Origin of the sequence: Promicromonospora sp. NPDC090134 (genome assembly GCF_044746965.1) — a bacterium.
Classification (GTDB): Bacteria; Actinomycetota; Actinomycetes; order Actinomycetales; family Cellulomonadaceae; genus Promicromonospora.
Genome location: NZ_JBIVCZ010000017.1, coordinates 49,881 through 66,768 on the forward strand (window position 1 = coordinate 49,881; position 16,888 = coordinate 66,768).

Annotated in this window: 15 protein-coding genes; 10 read left to right on the forward strand and 5 right to left on the reverse strand. The window is 72.3% G+C overall.

All coding sequences use genetic code 11. The features are described from left to right. The first annotated feature begins 1 nt into the window (after position 1). From ACIPN7_RS29055 to deoC, 5 genes are all read left to right on the forward strand, one after another. Entirely contained in the window at positions 2 to 448 is a 447-nt protein-coding gene (locus ACIPN7_RS29055) for a cytidine deaminase (protein WP_400550564.1), read from the forward strand. After that, complete coding sequence (locus ACIPN7_RS29060) at positions 445 to 1,827, forward strand: thymidine phosphorylase (RefSeq protein ID WP_400550566.1); 1,383 nt, start codon at positions 445 to 447, stop codon at positions 1,825 to 1,827. The genes ACIPN7_RS29055 and ACIPN7_RS29060 overlap by 4 nt, the downstream gene beginning before the upstream one ends. Before the next feature lie 95 nt (positions 1,828 to 1,922). Beyond that, positions 1,923 to 2,840 carry a hypothetical protein gene (locus tag ACIPN7_RS29065; protein ID WP_400550568.1) on the forward strand — a complete coding sequence of 306 codons (918 nt, stop codon included), beginning with the start codon at positions 1,923 to 1,925 and terminating at the stop codon, positions 2,838 to 2,840. Positions 2,841 to 2,899: 59 nt separating this feature from the next. Continuing rightward, positions 2,900 to 4,057, forward strand: coding sequence for an adenosine deaminase (locus ACIPN7_RS29070; protein ID WP_400550570.1), 1,158 nt, complete (start codon positions 2,900 to 2,902; stop codon positions 4,055 to 4,057). Beyond that, positions 4,054 to 4,806 (forward strand): deoxyribose-phosphate aldolase, encoded by a 753-nt coding sequence (gene deoC, locus ACIPN7_RS29075; RefSeq protein ID WP_400550572.1) that lies wholly within the window; start codon positions 4,054 to 4,056, stop codon positions 4,804 to 4,806. The genes ACIPN7_RS29070 and deoC overlap by 4 nt, the downstream gene beginning before the upstream one ends. A gap of 67 nt (positions 4,807 to 4,873) precedes the next feature. On the opposite strand, the gene ACIPN7_RS29080 is transcribed toward deoC, so the two are convergent. Further along, positions 4,874 to 7,600 carry a glycosyltransferase gene (locus tag ACIPN7_RS29080; RefSeq protein WP_400550574.1) on the reverse strand — a complete coding sequence of 909 codons (2,727 nt, stop codon included), beginning with the start codon at positions 7,598 to 7,600 and terminating at the stop codon, positions 4,874 to 4,876. Positions 7,601 to 7,728: 128 nt separating this feature from the next. On the opposite strand from ACIPN7_RS29080, the gene ACIPN7_RS29085 reads away from it, so the two are divergent. Further along, positions 7,729 to 8,403, forward strand: coding sequence for a DUF402 domain-containing protein (locus ACIPN7_RS29085; protein WP_400550576.1), 675 nt, complete (start codon positions 7,729 to 7,731; stop codon positions 8,401 to 8,403). Between the two features lie 9 nt (positions 8,404 to 8,412). Here ACIPN7_RS29085 and ACIPN7_RS29090 read toward each other — a convergent pair whose 3' ends face one another. After that, on the reverse strand, positions 8,413 to 9,213 hold the full coding sequence (locus tag ACIPN7_RS29090) for a siderophore-interacting protein (protein WP_400550578.1): 801 nt from the start codon (positions 9,211 to 9,213) through the stop codon (positions 8,413 to 8,415). Between the two features lie 155 nt (positions 9,214 to 9,368). Between ACIPN7_RS29090 and ACIPN7_RS29095 the strand changes: the two genes are divergently transcribed. Both ACIPN7_RS29095 and rfbB read left to right on the forward strand, forming a co-directional pair. Beyond that, on the forward strand, positions 9,369 to 10,535 hold the full coding sequence (locus ACIPN7_RS29095; protein ID WP_400550580.1) for a nucleotide sugar dehydrogenase: 1,167 nt from the start codon (positions 9,369 to 9,371) through the stop codon (positions 10,533 to 10,535). A 3-nt stretch (positions 10,536 to 10,538) separates the two neighbouring features. Then, a complete protein-coding gene (gene rfbB, locus ACIPN7_RS29100) occupies positions 10,539 to 11,534 on the forward strand; it encodes a dTDP-glucose 4,6-dehydratase (RefSeq protein ID WP_400550581.1) in 996 nt (331 codons plus the stop codon). A 159-nt stretch (positions 11,535 to 11,693) separates the two neighbouring features. Here the strand turns inward: rfbB and ACIPN7_RS29105 are convergent, their stop codons facing one another. Next, positions 11,694 to 12,317 carry a dTDP-4-dehydrorhamnose 3,5-epimerase family protein gene (locus ACIPN7_RS29105; RefSeq protein ID WP_400550583.1) on the reverse strand — a complete coding sequence of 208 codons (624 nt, stop codon included), beginning with the start codon at positions 12,315 to 12,317 and terminating at the stop codon, positions 11,694 to 11,696. A gap of 54 nt (positions 12,318 to 12,371) precedes the next feature. On the opposite strand from ACIPN7_RS29105, the gene rfbD reads away from it, so the two are divergent. After that, positions 12,372 to 13,244, forward strand: a complete 873-nt coding sequence (rfbD, locus tag ACIPN7_RS29110) for a dTDP-4-dehydrorhamnose reductase (RefSeq protein ID WP_400550585.1) — start codon at positions 12,372 to 12,374, stop codon at positions 13,242 to 13,244. 17 nt (positions 13,245 to 13,261) lie between these two features. Here rfbD and rfbA read toward each other — a convergent pair whose 3' ends face one another. Continuing rightward, the gene (rfbA, locus tag ACIPN7_RS29115; RefSeq protein ID WP_400550587.1) at positions 13,262 to 14,125 is read right to left on the reverse strand and encodes a glucose-1-phosphate thymidylyltransferase RfbA; all 864 of its coding nucleotides are present in this window, start codon (positions 14,123 to 14,125) and stop codon (positions 13,262 to 13,264) included. Between the two features lie 244 nt (positions 14,126 to 14,369). Between rfbA and ACIPN7_RS29120 the strand changes: the two genes are divergently transcribed. After that, a complete protein-coding gene (locus ACIPN7_RS29120) occupies positions 14,370 to 15,443 on the forward strand; it encodes an LCP family protein (RefSeq protein ID WP_400550588.1) in 1,074 nt (357 codons plus the stop codon). 15 nt (positions 15,444 to 15,458) lie between these two features. Here the strand turns inward: ACIPN7_RS29120 and ACIPN7_RS29125 are convergent, their stop codons facing one another. Continuing rightward, on the reverse strand, positions 15,459 to 16,595 hold the full coding sequence (locus ACIPN7_RS29125) for a mannose-1-phosphate guanylyltransferase (protein WP_400550590.1): 1,137 nt from the start codon (positions 16,593 to 16,595) through the stop codon (positions 15,459 to 15,461). Positions 16,596 to 16,888: the final 293 nt, after the last annotated feature.

Here is a 16,888-nt window from a genome sequence, read left to right on the forward strand (position 1 = left end):
GATGGTGGACGTGAGCTCTGTGGAACAGGTGCGCCCGGACGGCGTCGTGGACTGGGACGGCCTGCGGGCCGCGGCCCGCGACGCCGTCGGCAAGGCCTATGCGCCCTACTCGGAATTCAAGGTCGGCGCGGCGGCGTTCGCCGCCGACGGCCGCCTCCTGACGGGCGCGAACATCGAGAACGCGGCGTACGGGGTCACCCTGTGCGCCGAGTGCTCGCTGGTCAGCGCCCTGATCATGTCGGGCGGCGGCCGGCTGGCGGCGTTCACCTGTGTGAACTCGCTCGGCGAGACGATCATGCCGTGCGGCCGGTGCCGCCAGCTCCTGTGGGAGCACGGCGGCGCCGAGCTGCTGGTGGACACCCCGCTGGGCATCCAGCCGATGACCGAAGTACTGCCCCAGGCCTTCGGGCCGGGCGACCTGGACCACGTGCGGGAGGCAAACCGATGACCGAGCCGTTCGACGCCGTCGACCTGATCCGGGTCAAGCGCGACAACACGGAGTCGCTGACCGACGCGCAGATCGACTGGCTCGTCGACGCCTACACGCGCGGCGCGGTGGCCGACGAGCAGATGTCCGCGATGACCATGGCGATCCTGCTCAACGGGATGACCCGGCAGGAGATCTCGCGGTGGACCGCCGCGATGATCCGGTCCGGCGAGCGCATGTCGTTCTCCGCGCTCTCCCGGCCCACGGCGGACAAGCACTCCACCGGCGGCGTGGGTGACAAGATCACGCTGCCCCTGGCACCCCTGGTCGCGGTGTTCGACGTCGCCGTGCCGCAGCTCTCGGGCCGCGGCCTGGGCCACACGGGCGGCACCCTGGACAAGCTGGAGGCCATCCCGGGCTGGCGGGCCTCGCTGACCAACGACGAGATGATGGCCCAGCTCGACTCCGTGGGCGCGGTCATCTGCGCCGCGGGCGCGGGCCTCGCCCCGGCGGACAAGAAGCTGTACGCGCTGCGGGACGTCACCGCGACCGTCGAGGCGATCCCGCTCATCGCGAGCTCGATCATGTCCAAGAAGATCGCCGAGGGCACCGGCGCGCTGGTGCTCGACGTCAAGGTCGGCTCCGGGGCCTTCATGAAGACCCTGGACAGCGCGCGCGAGCTCGCCCGCACCATGGTGGACCTCGGGACCGACGCCGGGGTGCGCACCGTCGCCCTGGTCACGGACATGTCCGTGCCGCTCGGGCTGACCGCCGGCAACGCCCTGGAGGTGCGGGAGTCGCTGGAGGTGCTGTCGGGCGGCGGCCCGTCCGACGTCGTCGACCTGACCGTGGCGCTCGCCGTGGAGATGCTCGCCGCGGCGGACCGGCCCCGGCCGGAGGAGGACGTGCGGGCCGCGCTGGCCGACGGCCGCGCCATGGACAAGTGGCGGGCCATGATCGCCGCGCAGGGCGGCGACGTGGACGCGCCGCTGCCGGTCGCCAAGGAGACCGAGACGGTGGTGGCGCCCGAGTCCGGCGTGCTCACCTCGCTGGACGCGTACGCGGTGGGCGTGGCGGTCCGGCGCCTGGGCGCGGGCCGGGCCCGCAAGGAGGACGAGGTCCAGGCGGCGGCCGGCATCGAGATCCACGTGAAGCCGGGCGAGGAGGTGACCGCCGGGCAGCCCCTGCTGACCCTGCACACCGACACGCCCGAGCGGTTCGCCCGGGCCCGCGAGGCGCTCGACGGCGGATGGTCCGTGGACCCGGCCGGCAACGGCGTGCTGGGCGGGGCCCTCGGGGGTGCCGCCGGTGCGCTGGCGAGCATGGACATGGGGGCCGGCGCGCTGGTCGGCGCGGCCCTGGCGTCGCGGGGATCGGTGGTGCTCGACCGCATCGTCTGAGGTGGGAGGCTGTTTTCACCCACCGGAAGAGGTCGCCCCGCTTCCCCAGCGTGGCGAACCGGCGAGTCGCCCGAGCGCGGCTTAGCCTGACGAGCGTGCAGTCGACATTGCGCCTTTCGTCCCTGCTCGGCGCGATGCGTGCATTCGCCGGGCCCGTACCCGCGCCGCCGCCGCGGGGTCGCTTCGAGCGCCCCGCGATCCCGGACGACGTCGAGCGCCGGCTGGAGTCGGTGACGTCCCGCGCCCGGCGGTCCGTCCTGGACCCGCTCGGGCGTGAGCGCGGCACCGGGACCGTCGGCTTTCCCCGGCGGCTGAACCTCCCGTCGCTCGACGGCGACACCGCCGCCGCCGTGCAGGTCGACGAGACCACGTGCGGGTCGGCCGTGCTCGCGATGCTCGGGCTGGCCGGCGACCCGCGGGCGGCCCTGCGGATCGCCGGCGACGACCCCGCCGCGCGGTTCGTGCGGCTGCAGCACGCCGTCCAGGCGGCCACGAACCGGCACGGGCTGGTGGTGGCGGGCTGGCCGCGCACCTACGGCACGCCGCCGTGGGGCGCCGCGCGGTTCGCCAGCTACGGCGGCGTGCGCTACACCCACCGGGTCGCGGGCTCCCGCGGGCTGCTGGAGGCGGCGGTCGCCGCGGCCCGCGCGGGCATCCCGGTGCCTCTGTACACGGGCGGCGACGTGACGAGCGGGTGGGACGCCGCCGTCCCGCGCCACGTGGTGCTGCTCACCCTGGCCGACGGCGAGGGGACAGAGGGCAACGCGGTGATCTACGAGCCGTCCGGGGCGGGCCTGCACACCGTCCCGGTGGCCGTGCTGCTCGACCCGCCGCCCGCCCCGACGCGGGAGGCCGAGCCGCAGCAGACCACGGGGGACCGCACGGCCGCGCGCGTGCGCAAGGCACTCACCGCGGCGCTCGGCGGCTGGCCGCACGTGGCCTGGGTGGTGCTGCCGAAGCGTGCGGGCCGGTGGCAGGGCGGCGCCACCGGGGCGACGACGGAAGCCCACTGACGGGCGGTTCCCGACGGGTGGACCGGCCGGGTGTGGGCGTCGGACGGTAGGTTGTCAGCATGACCACGCAAGACCACGGGGCGCGCCCCGGCGAGGCGCTGATCCGCGCCCTGCCCAAGGTAGTGCTCCACGACCACCTCGACGGGGGCCTGCGGCCACAGACCGTCCTCGAGCTCGCGGACGCCGCCGGGCACGAGCTGCCCGCGACCGACGCCGGCTCCCTCGCCGCCTGGTTCCGCGACGCGGCCGACTCCGGCACGCTGGTGCGCTACCTCGAGACCTTCGAGCACACCATCGCCGTCATGCAGACGGCCGACAACCTGGCCCGGGTCGCCCGCGAGGCGGTGCTCGACCTCGCCGCCGACGGCGTCGTCTACGCCGAGCAGCGCTGGGCGCCCGAGCAGCACCTGAGAGGCGGGCTGTCGCTCGGCGAGGCCGTCGAGGCGGTGCAGGCCGGGATCGACGACGGCATCGCGGCCGCCGCGGCCGGCGGTCACATCATCCGGGTCGGCCAGCTCGTCGGCGCCATGCGCCAGGCCGACCGCTGGCAGGAGGTCGCCGACCTCGCCGTCACCTACCGGGACCGCGGCGTGGTCGGGTTCGACATCGCGGGGCCCGAGGACGGGTTCCTGCCGTCGCGCCACCTCGGGATCTGGCGCTTCCTCGCCGAGCACGACGTCCCCGTGACGATCCACGCCGGCGAGGCCGCCGGCCTCGACTCCATCGGGCAGGCCGTGCACCTCGGGCAGGCGGACCGCCTGGGCCACGGCGCCCGGATCATCGACGACATCGCCTTCGTGTCCGACGGCGACCACGACCCGTCCGACGGTGCGCTCTCGGCCGACGGCCGCGGCGGCTCGGCCGACCTCGGCCGGCTCGCGCACTGGGTGCGCGACCACCAGATCCCGCTCGAGCTGTGCCCCGTGTCGAACCTGCAGACGGGCGTCGCCGACTCGATCGCGACGCACCCGATCACCCGCCTCAAGGAGCTGGACTTCGCGGTCACGCTCAACACCGACAACCGCCTCATGTCCCGCACGTCGATGACGCACGAGATGAAGCTGCTCGTCGACGAGGCCGGCTGGACGATCGACGACCTCGTCGACGTGACCGTCACCGCCGCCTGGGGTGCCTTCATGCACCACGACGAGCGCCGCGACCTGGTCGACCAGGTCATCATGCCCGGATTCCAGAAAGTCGAAGGTGCCCTCGTATGACCGCACAGACCCACGCGCCGCAGCCCGCCCGGGTGCCGCGCGACAAGGTGGCCCTCGCCGCGTTCGTGGACCACACCCTGCTCAAGCCGGAGACCACGGCCGCCGACGTCGCAGCGCTCGTCGAGGAGGGCGCCGGCCTCGGTGTCTACTCGGTGTGCGTCTCGCCGTCGTTCGTGTCGCTCGCGGTCGAGGTCGCTGCCGGGCGGCTCGCCGTCGCGACGGTGTGCGGGTTCCCGTCGGGCAAGCACATGACCGACGTGAAGGCGTTCGAGGCGGCCCGCGCCGTGGCCGACGACGCCGACGAGGTCGACATGGTGATCGACGTCGGCACCGCGCGCGCCGGACGCTTCGACGTCGTGGAGGCCGACATCGCCGCGGTCCGCGGCGCCGTGCAGCCGGGCCGCGTCCTCAAGGTGATCATCGAGTCCGCCGCCCTCACCGACGAGCAGATCGTGGGCGCGTGCAAGGCGGCCGAGGCCGCCGGAGCTGACTTCGTCAAGACCTCCACGGGCTTCCACCCGGCCGGCGGCGCCTCGGTCCACGCCGTCTCGCTCATGGCGCGCACCGTGGGCGCGGCGGGCGGCGGCCGGCTCGGGGTCAAGGCCTCGGGCGGCATCCGGGACCTCGACACGGCGCTCGCGATGATCGAGGCGGGCGCCACCCGCCTGGGCCTGTCGGGCACGGCCTCGGTCCTGGCGGGCTTCGACCAGGACGGCGACACACCGCCCCCCGCCCCGTCCGACTACTGAGTCGCTGAGTGCCGGGTATCTGCGCTCCTGATCCCTCCAGAAGCGCAGATACCCGGCACTCGACGGCCTAGCGGCGGGCGGCCAGCCAGGTCTCCGCGGCGGCCCAGTGCTCCTTGAGCAGGATGTACCGGTCCTCGTGCCAGGGCTTGACCGGCCCGGCCCAGTGGATCAGCCCGGGCTCGGCGACGAGCTCCTGCGTGGGCCACGCGTTCCAGCGGGGGTCCAGGGCGCGGTAGCGCGACCCGGCGTAGGCGTTCAGCACGTCCTGGTCGTTGAGCCCGTACCGCTCCGCGTACGGCACGAACTCCGCGGTGAAGCCGTCGGCGCGCATCACCGCCAGATCGAGCACCAGGATGCCCGCGTTGAAGCCCTGGTAGCCGTGCCGGTGCCGCTGCATCATGGCCCGGACCAGGTCGCGTGCGGCACCCGGGTCGTGCTGGAGCAGCCGCGTGGACCGGATGACGTTCCCGACGCCGTGCCGGTAGTTGTACGAGATCGACGGGCGGGCCGCCAGCGGCGCACCGCCCAGGTCGGTGTCGTACAGCTCGGCCACGTCCACCACGCACAGCGCGTCCAGGTCGTGGTAGAGCACGCGGTCGAGGTGCGGCAGCAGGTCGGGCAGCAGCAGACGGTCCATCGTGGCGACCGTGATGTGCTTGAGCATGCCGAGCACCGGCCCGTAGTCGGTTCCGTCGCAGGCGTACCACTCGAACGTGACCTCGGGGAACAGGGCCGCGAGCCGGACGTGGTCGGCCGGCGTGTGGTCGCGCGTGAGCGCCACGACCCGCACCGGGCGGTCGGTGTGCCGCACCACCCCGGCCACCACGACCTCCATCTGGGAGCGCAGGTTGCCGTCGAGGGCCACGGCGACGTTCAGCGCCGGACCCGTCCCGGTCCGGGGCGAGACGGCCTCGACGACGATTCGCGTGGCACGCACCCCGGCGACGATGCCGGCCACGTCACAGGTGCCGGGCGGTACCGCCACGGGCGTGGCGTGCACCGCCCGCGCCAGCTCGACCTCGGGGGCCACGGTGGCAGCCCAGGTCGCGTAGACCTCGTCGCGGGTGGCCCCGGCGAGGATCCTGGCCATCGCGGGGGCGACGACGTCCCGGATCCGGCGCTGCATGGCGCGCCGGCCCGCCTCGTCGGCGTCGAGCAGACCCGCGAACCGGATGTCGGCGTCGTTCCGGGGCCGGAAGTCGACGTCGGCCCCGATGGACCACGCGGGCAGGAACGCGTGCAGGCGCGACGTGACCACGCGTGAGTACCGGCTGCGGTAGGCGTCGAGCAGGTCGACGGCGTCGCGCACGTTGCGGGCGAAGGAGTTGTGGCGCACCTCGGGGTAGAGGTGCGTGACGGACTCGCCCGCGGCGTCGTGCTCCGGGACGGGCGTGTCCACGTACACGGCCGGCGCCCCGGCGGGCGCGGGCGTGAAGCCGGCCGGGAACACGGTGTCGACGGTGGTGGTGAGGCAGCCGCTGAAGAACGCCGGGACGCCTGCGTTGAGCAGCAGGTGCACCGTGGTCCAGTCCCGGCAGCCGATCGGCCCGTGGGCCCGGAGGTAGTCGACGGCGGTGGGCGTGAGCACGGCGTGCTTGTTGATGTGGAACGACACGAACAGCGGCTGCAGGTTCTCGTGGAACGGGAAGTCGAAGCGCAGGTCGAACTGGCTGTGCATGTACCAGCCGTACGCCAGCATCCACGTGTTCTCGGGCACGGCGTCCAGCCGCGACATGTCCCGCTGGACCAGCGTCAGGTCGACGTCCGCGCCGGGGCCCGGCACGACGTGCGCGGGCCGCACGCGGTCGGCGAGGAGCCTGACGGGTTCGGTGACGGCGGCGTCGCCGTGCAGGCGCAGGCCCTCGTGCCGCAGCAGGTGGCCGAGGCTCGCGACGGTCTGGATCGTGTCGCCGATGTTGGTGGACGCCACGTTCTCGTCGGGCGCCTTGTAGTCGAGCACGGCGAACGACACGTGCCCGGCCGGCACCCGGGCCGGTGCGGCCGGCCGGTGCGCCTTCTCGATCCAGGGCGCCAGGTGGTCGATCGAGGCCTGGACCTGGTCGGACAGTCCTGCCCCGTGGCGTGCGGCGTCGAGGGCCCCGGCGGCCAGCGCGGCCTCGTCGGCGATGAACAGCAGCCGCGCGAGGTCGAGCAGCACCGGGGCGTCGGACACGATCCCGTGCCGCACCCACGTCGCCGCGGTGCGGGCGACGTCGGGGCTGGCCATGGCGATGCCCGCCCGGAGGTACTCCGCCGGGGCGAGGCGGGCGGCGTCGTCCGGCCCGAGCTGGCGGAGCAGGTCCCAGGCGAGCTCGCGCAGGCCCACGCGCTGCGCGATCAGCGCGGCCCCGGCGACCCCGGCGCGGCGCGTCTCGGGACGCGCCATGAGCGAGTGGCAGAGCGACCGCCACTGGGCGGTGTCCAGGCTGCCGGCGGTGCGGATGGACGTGGTGACGGCCTCGTCGATCGGCAGGCCGCGGCGCAGGGCGGCGGTGACCACGGCGTCACCGGAGAGGGGTTCGGGACGCTCCTGGAACGGGCGGTCCGCGGCGCGGTCGGGGGCGGACCACACCTCGCGCGGCTGGCGGCTGGGCTCCTTGGCCTGGGTCCAGGACTCCTGGTCGGGAGTCGGCACGGGCCGGGCCTCGGGTAACGGGCCCGGGTTGTCGGGATGCGGGTTGTACAGGGTCTCGGCGGTGGCGGTGAGCAGCGCCTCGGCGATCATCTCGTCGGCGGCCGGGACCTGGTGCGCAGTCTCACCGGACGCGGCGAGACGGCGGCTTGCAGGGGACATGAAGACTCCTCGTGGGGTCGACGGTTGAGCAGGAGAACCGTCGTCCCGGCGTGTGCACGGCGCCGACGGTGGCCAGAGCGTAGTGCCCTCCGGTTACGCCCCGACGACGACTGGGTAGGCTCCCGGACATGTCTGCGCAACAACCTGCTGACCAGGTCTTTTCGTCAACGCAGCCGCCGTCCGGGCTGCCCTCCGAGCCGCTCTCGGAGGCGTCGGCGCGGCCGACGGAGACGGGCACCCTCGTGGGCTGCCGCATGCGCAAGTGGGACGGCACGCCGCACTGGCGGTTCGACGCCGTGCACCTCGGCCGCGACGAGCACGGCGTGTGGCTCGGCTACCGCGCCGGGACGCGGTTCAGCAGGCCCGGGCGGGAGTATCGGACGCGCTATCCCGGCGTCGTGCTCTTCGGCGACGTCGGGTGGGTCGCGGACATCTACCGCGACCACCCGCGGGGCGTGCGCCTCTACATCGACCTCACGACCGTGCCGGAGTGGCGCGCCGTGCCCGGCGGCGGGGACGGCCGCGGCCCGGCGTTCGAGGTCTCGGCCATCGACATGGACCTCGACGTGCTCGCCCTGCAGCCGGGCAGCGAACGGGCCAGGGTGCAGGGCGAGTTCTTCATCGACGACGAGGACGAGTTCGCGGAGCACTCCGTGCGCTACGGGTACCCGGCGTCCGTGGTGCAGCAGGTGCGCGGGGACGCGGACGCGCTCCTGGCCGCGGTGCGGGCCGGCGAGGCGCCGTACGACGGCCCGACGGCGGACCGCTGGTTCGCGGTGCTGGACGGGCTGGCCGGCTCGTGACGCGCGAGGTCAGCGCGCGCTGAGCACCAGGTCGTCCTGCTCGACGGCGGCCCGCCACTCGGGCTTCTCCGCGCGCCAGCGCTCGTCGTCGCGGCCGAGCCTCCAGTAGCCGGACGCCGAGAGCAGCTCGCGCGGCACGCCCAGCGTCCCGCGCGCCCAGCGGCGCAGGTCGCGCACGCAGCCGGCCTCGCCGTGCAGGAACGTGTGCGGGGTACCGTCCGGCAGCTCGGCGGCCTGCACGACGTCGGCCAGGCTCGCCCCCGTGGACCGGTGCACCCAGGTGAGGCGCAGGTTCGCCGCGCTGGTGATCTCCTGCTCCTCCGACGCGTCGGCGACCTCGACGAAGACGTGCGCCACGGCGCCGTCGGGCAGGGCCTCGCACGCGGCCGCGATGGCCGGGAGGGCGGACTCGTCGCCGGCCAGGAGGTGCCACGGGGCGTCGGGGGACGGCGCGTAGTCGCCGCCCGGTCCCACGAAGGAGACCTCGTCGCCCGGCTGGACCTGCTGGGCCCAGGGGCCGCCGTGACCCACGTCGCCGTGCGTGACGACGTCGATGTCCCACCCGGCCTCGGTCACGGCACGGATCGTGTACGTGCGCAGGACGGGGCGGCCCTCGGGCTCGGTGGGTTCGGCCATGACCAGCTTGACGTAGCGGTCGGGGAACGGCGTGGGGTCGACGTCGGCCAGGGCCTCGCCGCCGAGCGTCACCCGGATCATGTGCGGGGTGAGCTGCCGGACCGCGGTCACGGTTGCCGTGGTGCGGGCGCCTCTGCGGGGCTTCTCGGTCGGTGCGCTGGTGGTCTGTGACATGGTGAGGCAAGCCTAACCTCGGGCGCGCTCGGGCGCCGGTGTGGCGTGCGTCACTGGATGAAGCCTTCCCCGGACGCTCTGATGCCGCCCTTTCGGACCGTGCCACGCGCCTACCATGGGCGCGTTGTCGAACTCTTCCTGTCAGGAGCCTGGTCGTGAAGATCGCTGTTGTCGGTACGGGGTATGTCGGGCTGTCCAACGCGGTGCTGCTGGCGCAGCACCACGAGGTCTGGGCGCTCGACGTGGACCCGGTCAAGGTCGCGCAGGTCAACGACCGGGTCTCGCCGATCGTGGACCCCGAGCTGGAGGAGTACCTGGCCGGCCGGGAGCTGGCGCTGACCGCGACCCTGGACAAGGAACAGGCGTACGCGGGGGCCGGCGTCGTGGTGATCGCGACACCGACCAACTACGACGAGGTCACCAACTTCTTCGACACGTCCTCGGTCGAGACCGTGATCGACGACGTCCTGGAGCGTGTGCCCGACGCAACGATCGTGATCAAGTCCACCATCCCGGTCGGGTTCACCGAGCGGATGCGGGCCGAGCACCCGGGTGCGGGGATCATCTTCTCCCCGGAGTTCCTCCGCGAGGGCCGGGCCCTGTACGACAACCTGCACCCCTCGCGGATCGTGGTCGGGGACCAGAGCGACCGTGGCAAGCAGTTCGCCGACCTCCTGCTGGAGGGCGCGCTGGACGAGGACACCCCGGTGCTCCTGACCCACCCGACCGAGGCCGAGGCGATCAAGCTGTTCGCCAACACCTACCTGGCGCTGCGGGTGGCGTACTTCAACGAGCTGGACACCTACGCGGCCACCCACGGCCTGGACACCGCGCAGATCATCGAGGGTGTGGGCCTCGACCCGCGGATCGGGACGCACTACAACAACCCGTCCTTCGGGTACGGCGGGTACTGCCTGCCCAAGGACACCAAGCAGCTGCTGGCCAACTACGCCGCCGTTCCGCAGAACCTGATCAACGCCGTCGTGGACGCCAACACCACCCGCAAGGACTTCGTGGCCGCGGACATCCTGCGCCGGGAGCCGAAGACCGTGGGCGTGTACCGGCTGGTGATGAAGGCCGGGTCGGACAACTTCCGCGACTCCAGCGTCCAGGGCATCATGAAGCGGATCAAGGCCAAGGGCATCGAGGTCATCGTCTACGAACCCACCCTCGAGCAGGACGACTTCTTCTCCTCGGAGGTCGTGCGCGACCTGGACCAGTTCAAGGCGCGCGCCGACGTCATCATCGCCAACCGGCGCACCGAGGTGCTCGACGACGTCGCCGAGAAGATCTACACCCGCGACATCTACGGGCGGGACTGACCGATGCGCGTCCTGGTCACCGGCGGCGCGGGCTTCATCGGCGCGAACTTCGTGCACCAGACCGTGCGCGAGCGCCCCCACGCGCAGGTCACGGTGCTCGACGCCCTGACCTACGCGGGCGACCGCACCTCGCTCGACCCGGTCGCGGACCGGGTGGAGCTGGTCGAGGGCTCGATCACGGACGCGCCGCTGGTCGACCGACTCGTCGGGGACGCGGACCTGGTGGTGCACTTCGCGGCGGAGTCGCACAACGACAACTCGCTGAACGACCCGTCGCCGTTCGTGCAGACCAACCTGGTGGGCACGTTCACGCTGCTGGAAGCGGTTCGCAAGCACGGGGTGCGGTTCCACCACATCTCGACGGATGAGGTGTACGGGGACCTGCCGCTCGACACACCCGACCGGTTCACGCCGGACACGCCGTACAACCCGTCGTCGCCGTACTCCTCGACCAAGGCGGGTTCCGACCTCCTGGTCCGGGCCTGGGTCCGGTCCTTCGGCGTGCGGGCGACCATCTCGAACTGCTCGAACAACTACGGCCCGTACCAGCACATCGAGAAGTTCATCCCGCGGCAGGTCACCAACCTGATCGACGGCGTGCGCCCCCGGCTGTACGGCGCGGGGCTCAACGTGCGCGACTGGATCCACGTCGAGGACCACAACTCCGCCGTCTGGACCATCATCGAGAAGGGTGCCATCGGCGAGACGTACCTGATCGGGGCCGACGGCGAGACCAGCAACCTCGACGTGGTGCGCACCCTCCTGGAGATCTTCGGGCGGGACGCCGACGACTTCGACCACGTGACCGACCGCCCCGGGCACGACCTGCGGTACGCGATCGACGCGAGCCGGCTCCGGACGGAGCTGGGGTGGGTGCCGCGGTACACGGACTTCCGGGCGGGGCTGGAGGCGACGGTCAGCTGGTACCGGGAGCACGAGTCCTGGTGGAGGGGCGCGAAGGCCCTGACGGAGGCGAAGTACGCGGCTTCGGGGCAGTAACTCGTTGTTGTTGGGTCAGGTCCGGGCGAACGTGAGGGGTGCGCCGCCTCGCTCACGGGCCCCAGGGGGCCCTCCGCTACGGTTTTACGGCGGCGCACCCCTCACGTTCGCCCGGACCTCTGCTGTCGGGTTGCCCCGGGTGGGCGTACTTGGTCTCCGTCAGGGCTTGGTCGCTTGGGCGGCGAGAAAAGCGCCGACGGCTTCCATGGTGGGGAGGAGGCCCTGGGTTCTTGCCTCGGCGAGGGTGGGGGCCTTTTCGTCCTTCTCCGAGAGGAGGGGGGTGATCGGGGTGCCGTCTCTCGCGGTGGTGGGCCAGGTGATGGCCAGGTCCTCGTCGAGGGGGTGGATGCCGTGCTCGCGGCCCGGCGAGTAGCCCGTGGAGCACAGGTACAGGACCGTTGAGGCGTCTTCCAGGGACATGAAGGCGTGGCCCAGGCCCTCGGACAGGTAGACGGCGCGGCGGTCGACGTCGTCCAGGAGGACGGTGTCCCAGGTACCGAAGGTGGGCGAGCCCACGCGGAGGTCCACGACGACGTCGAGCACCGCCCCGCTCACGCACATGACGTACTTGGCCTGGCTGGGTGGCACGTCGGCGAAGTGGACGCCGCGGACCACTCCGGCGGCCGACACCGAGCAGTTGGCCTGCTGGAGGTCGAACGCGTGCCCGACGGCGTCGGCGAACGGGCCCGCCTTGAAGGCCTCCAGGAAGAGACCGCGCGGGTCTCCGAACTGCTTCGGGGTGATCTCGAAGGCGCCGGGCACGGTCAGCTCGCGGTACTCCATGGAACTCCTCGCGTGGTTCGTCGGCGGTCCTGCGGCCCTGGTTAGGATCCTAGGGTGACCAGCGGACGCAGCACGGCACAGCAGTGGGTGGTCTTCGGCGCGGCCGGCATGCTCGGGCAGGACGTGGTGGCCGCCGCCCGGACTGCGGGCCATGAGGTGACCCAGATCCGTCGGCCTGACGTGGACATCACCGACGCCTCAGCAGTGCTCGACGCGGTGGCGGGCCACGACGTCGTCGTCAACTGCGCGGGCTGGACCGCCGTCGACGACGCCGAGACGCACGAGGCCGAGGCCTTCGCCGCCAACGCGACGGGCCCCGCGCACCTCGCGCGTGCGGCCGCGGCGTCCGGGGCGCGCCTGGTGCACGTGTCCACGGACTACGTGTTCGACGGCGGCGCGACGCAGCCCTACGCCGAGGACGCGCCGGTGGACCCTCGGTCGGCCTACGGGCGCACCAAGGCCGCCGGCGAGTGGGCCGTGCGGGCCTACGCGCCGGACGCCCTCGTGATCCGGACCGCGTGGCTCTACGGGGCGGGCGGGAAGTGTTTTCCGCAGACGATCGCGCGGGTGGCGGGGGAGCGGGACCGGCTGAGCGTCGTGGACGACCAGACCGGCCAGCCCACCTGGACGGCGGACCTGGCCGACCTGATCGTGCGGCTCGTGGCGGCGCAGGCGCCCGGCGGGCCGTACCACGGGACAGCGTCGGGCCAGGTGACGTGGCACGGGTTCGCCCGCGAGGTGGTGGCGGCCGCCGGGCTCACGACGCCGGTGGACCCGACCACCAGCGCCGCCTACCGGCTCCCGGCGCCCCGGCCCGCGTACTCGGTGCTGGGGCACGACCGGCTCCGAGAGGTCGGCGTGGAGCCGATCCGCGACTGGGCCGACCGCTGGAAGGCGGCGGCACCGACGGTGCTGGGGACCCGCTGAGCGCGTGGCGCTCGCGGTCAGGAGTCCAGGAGGCTCAGCAGGTAGGTGCCGTAGCCGGACTTGGTGAGCTTCTCCGCCCGGGCGCGCAGGTCGTCGTCCGACAGGAAGCCGCGGCGCCACGCGACCTCTTCCGGGGCGCCGATCTTGAGTCCCTGGCGGCGCTCGATGGTGCGGACGAAGTCCGAGGCCTCCAGCAGGGAGTCGAAGGTCCCCGTGTCGAGCCAGGCGGTGCCGCGGGGCAGCACCTCGACCTGGAGCCGGTCCTGGCGCAGGTACTCGGCGTTGATGTCGGTGATCTCGTACTCGCCGCGTGCCGAGGGCTCGAGCCCCTTGGCGATGGCCACGACGTCGTTGTCGTAGAAGTACAGGCCGGGCACGGCGTAGCTCGACCTGGGCCGGGTGGGCTTCTCCTCCAGCGAGAGCGCCTTGCCGTGCTCGTCGAACTCGACCACGCCGTAGGCGGTGGGATCGGCGACGCGGTAGGCGAAGACCGCGCCCCCGTCGAGGTCCGCGAACCGGGTGAGCTGATGGCCCAGACCGGGGCCGTAGAAGATGTTGTCGCCCAGCACGAGCGCGGCCGAGTCGGTGCCGAGGAAGTCCTCGCCGAGCACGAAGGCCTGGGCGAGGCCGTCGGGCGACGCCTGCGTCGTGTAGGTGATCGAGATACCGAACTGCGCACCGTCGCCGAGCAGCCGCTGGAACTGGTCGGCGTCGTGCGGGGTGGTGATGACCAGGATGTCGCGGATCCCGGCCAGGATCAGGGTGGAGAGCGGGTAGTAGATCATCGGCTTGTCGTAGACGGGCACGAGCTGCTTGCTGATCCCCTGGGTGATCGGGTGCAGCCGTGTCCCTGAGCCGCCGGCGAGAATGATTCCGCGCATGTGCCGGATCTTCCCACGCGACGGCCGGTCACCGAAGGGTGGGAACGGGTGGTCGGAGCGTGTTCTCCTGCACTTCCTCCGCCGTCGTTCTCTCATCAGGAAATACCCGTGGAGAATTCACCCGGATGAAATCCTCTTCTCGCACACGGGTCGTCACCGTGCAGGTCAGAGGCAGGGTGAACCACGGGTGATCTCTTTCCCAGGGTGATGCGGTGCCGGTCGTCCGAGCTGTACTCAGATGGGTATGCATGGACCTGATGGAGTCGGCGACCTCCTTACCGCGCCGCCCGCCGCCGAACCCGAGACGGCTCCCGCGCGACGTCGTCGCCGGGGCAAGGGATTCGTCGCGCTGGTGATCGTCGGCGCCCTGGTGCTCGTCTGCGCCAGCGGCGCCATGGCGTACTACGGCTACAAGATCTCGCTCGACGAGAAGATCGAGCGCATCGAGGACCCGTTCGCCGACATCGACGAGGCCGCCCGCCCCGAGCCGGCGCCCGTGGAGGGCACCGCCGCGCCCGTGAACATCCTGGCGCTCGGCTCCGACAGCCGGATCTCCGCCGGCGACCCCTCCGCCTGGGAGCTCGGCGCGCAGCGCACCGACGCGATCCTGCTCCTGCACCTGTCGGGGGACCGCAAGTCGGCCGCGGTGATCTCGATCCCGCGGGACTCCTGGGTGGACATCCCCGGCTTCGGCGAGGGCAAGATCAACGCGGCGTTCTCCTTCGGCGGTCCAGGCCTGATGGTCCAGACGGTCGAGGCCCTGACCGGGGTGCGCATCGACCACTTCGCGGTGAGCGACTTCGAGTCCTTCACGACGCTCACCGACACCCTCGGCGGCGTGGAGATCACGGTGCCCGACGGCGCGGGCGGCTCGGTGGAGCAGACGATGACGGGCCAGGAGGCGCTGGAGTTCACGCGCGAGCGGTACGAGCTCGCGAACGGCGACTTCGGCCGCGTGCAGCGGCAGCAGGCCTGGATGCGGGCGATCGCCTCGAAGGCCACCGAGGACAAGAGCGACCTGCTGAAGATGTCCAAGTTCCTGGAGGCGGCGGTCCGGGCCGTGGCGGTCGACCCGGACCTCACGATCGACCGGATGCTGGAGCTGGCCGTCAGCGCCAAGGACCTCTCCACGAGCGACATCACGTTCCTGACCGCGCCCTACTCGGGTACCGGCCGCAGCGACGACGGACAGTCGGTCGTGCTGCTCGACCGGGACGCGCTCGACCCGCTCATGGCGGCCGTGGCGCGCGACGAGCTGCCCGTCTACCTGGCGGAGCAGCCCGGCGGGATCGACACGCTGCCCGCCGTCGTGGAGTAGTCGCGACGCGGGGGCTCAGAGCAAGTCGTCGCGTCCGTGGTCGCGTACCGCGGCGACCATGTCCTTCACCTGCTGGGCCCTGGCCCGGGTGGTCACGAGCAGTGCCCCCTCGGTGTCGACGACTACGACGTCGTCGAGCCCGAGCACCGTGACGAGGCGCCCGGAGGCGGGGACGACGACGGAACCCGCCGACTCGATCCGGACGACGCCGGCCGGGTCGCCGAGCACCTTGGCGCCGCGGTCGTCCGACGGAAGCAGGACCGCGAGCGAGTTGTAGTCCCCGATGTCGTCCCAGCCAAAGGTGCCGGGAACCACCGCGACGCCACCCAAGTCCGCCACGGGCTCGGCCACGGCGTGGTCGATGGAGATCTTCTCCAGGGTGGGCCAGACCTCCTGGAGCACGGCCTCCCGGCCTGCCGTGTCCCAAGCCTTGGCGACGGTCCGCAGACCGTCGTGCAGCGCGGGCCTGTGCCGCGCGAGGTGGTCCAGCAGCACTGAGCTCAGCACCACGTACATGCCCGCGTTCCATCGGTACTCGCCAGATGCGAGATAGGCGCGCGCGGTGGTCGCGTCAGGCTTCTCAGTGAATCCCGCGACATGCAGCGCGCTGGGTGCGTGGTCGATGCCGAGCGGTTCGGCGGTGCGGATGTATCCGAAGGCCGTGGACGGCCGGGACGCCGCGATGCCGATGGTGGCGACATACCCGGCCCTGGCCACGACGGCCGCCTCGCGCACGGCGTGCTCGAACGCCCGCTGATCGTGCATCACGTGGTCGGCGGCGAACGAGCCGATGACCACGTTGCCGTGCCGCTGCTCGAGGACGGCCGCCGCCAGTCCGATGGCCGCCATGGAGTCGCGTGGCGAGGGCTCTGCGATCACCGCGGCGTCCGTGAGCTCCGGGATCTGCGCACGGGCCTGCTCCACGTGCCGCGTCCCGGTGACCAGGAGCACTCCCTCCCGACCCGTCAGCGGGTACAGCCGGTCGACCGTCGCCTGCAGCAACGTCCTGCCCGACCCGACCAGGTCGAGCAGGAACTTCGGGGAGTCCTGGCGGGACAACGGCCAGAGCCGGGTGCCCGAGCCGCCAGCCGGCACGACAGCGTGGAATCCCGGGATCGGTGAGCCGGCCGCGGAGGAAGGAGTGCTGGTCATCCGGGCAGGATAATGTCGCATGAACGGCAGCTCCGACGATTTTTATGGTATTCGCGGTCTCTTCCGGCAACGCGCGGGTGAACTTCGCCAAATTTCATCCGGTCCACAATTCATCCCTTCGGTCAGGAAGCCACCACGGCCGATTTCTCCCGGCGGCGGGTGCAATACCCTGGCGCCCGTGAGCATCGATCTTTCTGTCCTCGTCAAGGCGTATGACGTACGCGGTGTCGTTCCCGACCAGCTCTCCCCGCACGTGGCGCAGGCCCTGGGGGCCGCGTTCGCCCGCGTGGTCG

Coding starts and splice junctions, on each gene's coding strand:
- ACIPN7_RS29055 (WP_400550564.1), top strand. CDS start 2: ATGGTGGACGTGAGCTCTGTGGAACAGGTGCGCCCGGACGGCGTCGTG.
- ACIPN7_RS29060 (WP_400550566.1), top strand. CDS start 445: ATGACCGAGCCGTTCGACGCCGTCGACCTGATCCGGGTCAAGCGCGAC.
- ACIPN7_RS29070 (WP_400550570.1), top strand. CDS start 2,900: ATGACCACGCAAGACCACGGGGCGCGCCCCGGCGAGGCGCTGATCCGC.
- deoC (WP_400550572.1), top strand. CDS start 4,054: ATGACCGCACAGACCCACGCGCCGCAGCCCGCCCGGGTGCCGCGCGAC.
- ACIPN7_RS29080 (WP_400550574.1), bottom strand. CDS start 7,600: ATGTCCCCTGCAAGCCGCCGTCTCGCCGCGTCCGGTGAGACTGCGCAC.
- ACIPN7_RS29085 (WP_400550576.1), top strand. CDS start 7,729: ATGTCTGCGCAACAACCTGCTGACCAGGTCTTTTCGTCAACGCAGCCG.
- ACIPN7_RS29090 (WP_400550578.1), bottom strand. CDS start 9,213: ATGTCACAGACCACCAGCGCACCGACCGAGAAGCCCCGCAGAGGCGCC.
- rfbB (WP_400550581.1), top strand. CDS start 10,539: ATGCGCGTCCTGGTCACCGGCGGCGCGGGCTTCATCGGCGCGAACTTC.
- ACIPN7_RS29105 (WP_400550583.1), bottom strand. CDS start 12,317: ATGGAGTACCGCGAGCTGACCGTGCCCGGCGCCTTCGAGATCACCCCG.
- rfbA (WP_400550587.1), bottom strand. CDS start 14,125: ATGCGCGGAATCATTCTCGCCGGCGGCTCAGGGACACGGCTGCACCCG.
- ACIPN7_RS29120 (WP_400550588.1), top strand. CDS start 14,370: ATGCATGGACCTGATGGAGTCGGCGACCTCCTTACCGCGCCGCCCGCC.
- ACIPN7_RS29125 (WP_400550590.1), bottom strand. CDS start 16,595: ATGACCAGCACTCCTTCCTCCGCGGCCGGCTCACCGATCCCGGGATTC.